Below are 5,430 nucleotides of genomic sequence, written 5' to 3'. Positions count from 1 at the left end.
GTCAGCAGCAATGCTGGCCGCGCCAGGCCGTTCGGCCTTCTTTGAGCGCCACCCCGGCGATCGCGAGGGCGACGAGGGGGTCGGCCCACCACCAGCCGAACAGGGCGTTGAGCAGCAACCCCGCCAGCAGGACCGCGGAAAGGTAAGCGCAGAGCAAAGTCTGCCGCGAATCCGCGACCGCACTCGCGGACCCCAGCTCGCGCCCCGCCCGGCGCTGCGCACCCGAAAGCGCGGGCATCACCACGAGGGAAATGGCCGCGAGCACGATTCCGGTGCGGGAGGTTTCCGGCGACGCGCCGGTTAAAAACGTACTGACGGCCTCCCCCGTCACGTAAATCACGAGCGCGAAGAAGGAAATGGCGATCGCCTTCAGCGCCCGCCGTTCCCGCGCTCCGGGATCACGGCCGGAAAACTGCCACGCGACCGCGACCGCCGATGCGACCTCGATCACCGAATCCAGCCCGAAGCCGATCAGCGCCCCGGACGACGCCGCGGCGCCGGCTGTCAGGGCGACGACGGCCTCGACGACGTTGTAGGTGATGGTCGCGGCCACCAGCAGCCGGACCCGCCGCACCAGCACCACCCGGCGATCCGGCCCGGCCCCCGGCGACGCACAGCACCCGCCGGCGCAGGCCTCCACGACCGGTTCCGGCGTCATCGCGCCACCACCTCGTCCTCGCAGGCCGCCCGCGGTTCGACCGCCAGGACGACCTGGACGAGCTCCCGCAGCGCGCGGGCCAGGTGTGCGTCGGCGATCTCGTACCGCACCTGACGACCCTCGTAGCCGGCCACGACGAGCCCGCAGCCGCGCAGGCACGACAGGTGGTTCGAGACGTTGGACCGGCTCAGCCCGAGCTCCGCGGCCAAGCGTCCCGGGTAGGCGGGCCCGTCGAGCAACGCGGTGAGGATCCGGCAGCGGGTCGGGTCCGACAGCGCGCGCCCGATGCGGGCCAGCGCCGACTCGCGCGTCTCACATGTCACCATGCAGTGAACTGTACAGTCATGGCTGACGCATCCACAACGGACACCGCTCGAGAGCTCCGAGACATCCGGAAAATAAGGGGTCCTCCGGCTCCGAGGGGGAGGGAGAGCCGAAGGACCTCGTTAGTGTTAGCACATCGCCAAGCCCCTGTACACAGCTGCATACACGATCGTGTGACCGCCTTGACGCCATCCGAACACCGGGCAGGCCTCCCCGGCGGGGCGGACCCGGCCGGGAAGGCCTGCCCGGATCCTGGCGGGAGGCTCAGGAAGCCTGGCGCAGCAGGGTTTTCCGCGGCCCGGTGGCACAGCCGCACCCGCCGCCGACGCCCCGGCAGTCGACGATCAGCGCGTGCCGCACGCGGTCACCGTCCTCACAGGCCGGATCGGTGCACCCGGCGAATCCGCCGTCCGGGTGCACCACCAGCGTGCCGTGGCAGTGATCGATCCCGGCGTCACAAGAAGCACACTCCATGACCGGCCGCCTTTCCGCGCTCGTGGACGACGTGCACCCAAGGTAGGACCGGGAAGCACGCGGGCACGGCACCCGGGCGGCGTGTCGGCACAACCACCCGTCCGAAAACGACTCAGACGACTCAGGCGGCTCAGGCCGGCTTCGGCGCCCGCTTGCGGGCCGCCGGCTTCTTCTTCGCCGGTTCGGCGTCCTCTTCGGACGCCTCCGAAGAGGACTGACGAGACTTCTTCGCGGCGTCCACACTGGCCTGCAGCGCCGCCATCAGGTCGACGACGTCGGCCTTGGCGGTGACCGCCGCGGGCTTGGTCGTCTCGTCGCCGGCGACCTTGGCCTCGATCATTTCTTCCAGGGCCTCGCGGTAGTGGTCGTGGTACTTCTCCGGCTCGAACACCGGCTCGGCCAGCGAGTCGATCAGCGACCCGGCCATGGTGAGCTCCTGCGGCCGGACCTGCGGCGGGTCGTCGCGCAGGAACGGGAAGTCGGGCTCGCGGACCTCGTCCGGCCACAGCATCGTCGTCATCACCAGCACGTCGGCGTGCACGCGCAGCACCGCCATGCTTTCCCGCTGCCGGACCGCGACCTTCGCGATGGCCACCTGGCTCGACTTGTGCAGCGCGTCCCGCAGCACGATGTACGGCTTGACCGCGTTCTTCTGCGGTTCCAGGTAGTAGGTCCGGTCGTACTGGATCGGATCGATCGACTCGAGCGGCACGAACTCCAGCACGTCGATCGTGCGCTGGGTGGTCAGCGGCAGCTCCGCCATCTCCGCGTCGGTGATCACCACCATCTCGCCGTCGGGCAGCTCGTAGCCCTTGGCGATCTCGGCGTACGGCACTTCCTGGCCGTCGATCGTGCAGAACCGCTTGTACTGGATGCGGCCGCCGTCGGCCTCGTGCACCTGGCGCAGGGAGACGTTCTTGTTCTCGGTGGCCGCGTACATCTGGATCGGAATGCTGACCAGCCCGAAGGACACCGAGCCCTTCCACATCGCCCGCATGCCAGTACCTCCGAGGTCGTCTTCACGCTCGGTAGTTACCGTAGCCCGAATCGTCCCTCGACGACAGTCTGATCTAGACCTCTGCCAGGTATTTCTCCCAAAGGGCCGGATCCATGAACCAGTGCCGGAAATCGGCCGGATCGGTGAAACCGTTCACGAACCGCCGGGCGACCGCCGGATTCTGCCCGGCCACCCCGAGGATCTGGAGCACGTGCGGGGGCGGCGGCAGCAGGAGCGCGTTCGTCCATTCGGTCACGTGCCGGGCGTACGCCCAGTAGCGCTCGAACGTCGCTTCCATCCACGCCGCGTCGAACGGCCGGTCGCCGCGGGCGACGATCGCGTCGAGGTAGGTCGCCGCGCAGTGGCTCGCGTTGTTCGAGCCCTGCCCGGTGATCGGGTCGTTCGCCACGACGACGTCGGCCATGCCCAGCACGATCGCCCCGCCCGGCAGGGTCCCGACCGGGTGGCGGACCACCGGCGGGTACCCACCGGCCAGGGTCGCCTTGGCGTCGGTCAGCTCCGCGTCGCGGCAGCGGTCGTACTCCCACGGCACGAACTGCCGCATCAGGTCCAGCACGCGCCGGAAGTGCTCGTCCGGGCCCGGGTGGTCGTCGAAGCAGTCCAGGGGCCCGCCGGGCACGCCTTCGAAGAAGAGGATGTCGCAGTTCCCGCTCAGCGTGTACGCCGGGATCATGAACAGCTCGCCGACGCCGGGGACGATGTTGAACCGCACCCCCACCTTGTCCGGGTGCTCGGGGCGCCGGTCCACCCCGTGGGCGTAGACCAGCGAAAGCGCGCGCATCGGCCGCGTGAACGGCGAGCGCTCGGGCACGCGGTCGAACAGCTGGACCAGCTCGCCCTTGCCGGCCGAGATGATCACCAGGTCGTACAGCCGGGACAGCGCGTCCAGCTCGGACGTCATCACGCCGTGGATGACGAGCTTGCCGCCGCGGTCTTCGAACAGCTCCAGCCAGCCGGCCATCTTCACCCGCTGGTCGACCGACTGGGCGGGCCGGTCGAGCTCGGCGAACCAGTCGAGCGCGCGGCCGCCGTCCGGTGCGGCCACCGAGACGCCGAGGCCTTCGACGTCGACCGTCTCGGCTTCCCACAGGTTGATCCCGAGGTCGCGCTCGTGTTGCAGCGCGTCGTGGAACATGCACTGCGTCGACATCACCCGCCCGGACCGGATCTCCTCCGGCGTCCGCGCGGACATCACGGTGACGTCGTAGCCCTCCGCCTGCAGCCCGAGGGCCAGCTGCAGGCCGGACTGCCCGGCGCCCACGACCAGGACCTTGCGCATGGCGCTCTCCACCTTCCGGGGACTCAGGCGTGCGGGACGCTGCCGGCGAGCTCGCGGCCCACCGGGCCGGAGAGCACCGCCAGCGACAACGTGTGACCGACCAGTTCGGTCAGGGTGGCGATCGTCGACGCGCGGTCGCGGGCGTCGCAGGTGACCAGCGGGACGGCGGGATCGAGGGCCAGCGCGTCGCGCACCTCGTCGAGGTCGTGCACCGGCTTGCCCTCGAACTGGTTGACCGCCACGACGAACGGCAGCTCGGAGTCGTTCTCGAAGTAGTTGATCGCCGCGAACGACTCCTCGATCCGGCTGGTGTCGACCAGCACGACCGCGCCGAGCGCGCCGCGGCTCAGGTCGTCCCACAGGAACCAGAACCGCGCCTGCCCCGGCGTGCCGAACAGGTAGAGCAGCAGGTCCGGGCGCAGCGTGATCCGGCCGAAGTCCATGGCCACGGTCGTGGTCGACTTGCCACCGGGCGGGATTTCGTCGATGCCTTCCCCGGCCTCGGTCATCCACGCCTCGTTGCTCATCGGCGGCACTTCCGACACCGCGCCGACGAACGTGGTCTTGCCGACACCGAAGCCCCCGGCGACGACGATCTTCGCGGAGATCGTCAGCAGATCGCCCTCAGGCGGGGAGCCGCTTGAGCCCATCAAGGATCCTCTCGAGCACGTTGGTGTCGTGGTGGTAGGCGTGCGCGGTGGGGTGCACGAACACCGCGCCCTGCGTGGCGAGGTCGCCGAGCAGCACCCGCACCACGCCCAGCGGCAGGTCCAGCCCGACCGACAGCTCGGCGACCGAGCACCGCACCCGCGCGCGTTCGTAGAGCGAGCGCGACTCCGGCATGAGCGTGTCGCTCAGCGCGGGGTCGTACCGCGGCACCGAGATCAGCGTCTCGACCAGCAGCTGCTGGCGAGTGCCGGTGCGGCCGCCGGTGAGCGCGTACGCGCGGATCCGGCGGCTGCGGCGGGGCAACGGGGTGTCCGAGGTGGACATTGTGGACACTGTGGACACGGGCATCACATCCTCGTGCTGCGAACCGGGGCTCCGCCCCGGGCCGGGGACTCCGCCACCCAAAGACTGTTCAGGCACGGGCGTCACATCCGGGGCCGGCGCGCGGTCAGCACCTGGCGCAGCTCCGCGCGCACCTCGGGGGTGAGCGCGTGGCCGGCGTTGGTGATGAACTGGGTCATCTCGTAAGCGACCACCTTCATGTCCGCCTCACCCGAGGTCAGCACCGCGAGCCCGGCACCGGAACCGATGCCCATGAACAGGAAGTAGCCGTGGGTGAGCCGGATGATGATCTGCTCGCAGGTGCCCTTCCCGAACAGCGCCGCGCTGTTGCCGGCCAGCGAGAGCAGGCCGCTGGCGATCGCGGCCAGCTGTTCGGCCTCGGCCTCGCCGACCGAGTCCGAGGCGGTGAGCGGGAAGCCGTCCACGCTCATGATCAGCGCGTGGCTGACGCCGTGGACCTTGCGCACGAAGTCGTCGAGCAGCCAGGCGAAGTTCGCCGTGGCCGGCTGGGGAGCGCTCACCGGGCGGTTCCTCCGGGCGTTTCGTCCTGCCGGGTGCGGTTCTCCGCGAGCGCCCCCTGCTCGCCGTCGGCGAACGCGCCGAGGTCGGCGAGCAGCCGCTCGTGCCCGGTCGCGGCGGTTTCGCCGGCCGGGGTCGGCTGTGGGG

At 70.2% G+C, this 5,430-nt stretch carries 8 protein-coding genes; all 8 read right to left on the bottom strand.

Annotation, left to right across the window (positions count from 1 at the left end; all coding sequences use genetic code 11):
* Position 1: 1 nt before the first annotated feature.
* Positions 2-658 (bottom strand): cation transporter, encoded by a 657-nt coding sequence (locus ACFVYA_RS49365; RefSeq protein ID WP_387055528.1) that lies wholly within the window; start codon positions 656-658, stop codon positions 2-4.
* Positions 655-984 carry an ArsR/SmtB family transcription factor gene (locus ACFVYA_RS49360; RefSeq protein ID WP_387055527.1) on the bottom strand — a complete coding sequence of 110 codons (330 nt, stop codon included), beginning with the start codon at positions 982-984 and terminating at the stop codon, positions 655-657. The genes ACFVYA_RS49365 and ACFVYA_RS49360 overlap by 4 nt, the downstream gene beginning before the upstream one ends.
* Positions 985-1,246: 262 nt before the next feature.
* Positions 1,247-1,456 (bottom strand): hypothetical protein, encoded by a 210-nt coding sequence (locus tag ACFVYA_RS49355; protein ID WP_387055525.1) that lies wholly within the window; start codon positions 1,454-1,456, stop codon positions 1,247-1,249.
* A 130-nt stretch (positions 1,457-1,586) separates the two neighbouring features.
* Positions 1,587-2,453 (bottom strand): Ku protein, encoded by an 867-nt coding sequence (locus tag ACFVYA_RS49350; RefSeq protein ID WP_387055523.1) that lies wholly within the window; start codon positions 2,451-2,453, stop codon positions 1,587-1,589.
* 73 nt (positions 2,454-2,526) lie between these two features.
* Entirely contained in the window at positions 2,527-3,753 is a 1,227-nt protein-coding gene (locus tag ACFVYA_RS49345; RefSeq protein ID WP_285992427.1) for a styrene monooxygenase/indole monooxygenase family protein, read from the bottom strand.
* 23 nt (positions 3,754-3,776) lie between these two features.
* Positions 3,777-4,403, bottom strand: coding sequence for an ATP/GTP-binding protein (locus ACFVYA_RS49340; protein WP_285992428.1), 627 nt, complete (start codon positions 4,401-4,403; stop codon positions 3,777-3,779).
* Entirely contained in the window at positions 4,378-4,746 is a 369-nt protein-coding gene (locus tag ACFVYA_RS49335; protein WP_285993852.1) for a DUF742 domain-containing protein, read from the bottom strand. Before ACFVYA_RS49335 ends, ACFVYA_RS49340 begins: the two co-directional genes overlap by 26 nt.
* A gap of 101 nt (positions 4,747-4,847) precedes the next feature.
* Positions 4,848-5,285 (bottom strand): roadblock/LC7 domain-containing protein, encoded by a 438-nt coding sequence (locus ACFVYA_RS49330; protein WP_285992429.1) that lies wholly within the window; start codon positions 5,283-5,285, stop codon positions 4,848-4,850.
* Positions 5,286-5,430: the final 145 nt, after the last annotated feature.

It is taken from the genome of Amycolatopsis sp. NPDC058278 (genome assembly GCF_042881395.1).
Lineage (GTDB): Bacteria > Actinomycetota > Actinomycetes > Mycobacteriales > Pseudonocardiaceae > Amycolatopsis.
The sequence above is the reverse complement of the archived record's forward strand: the minus strand, read 5'-3'. Positions and strand labels throughout refer to the sequence as shown.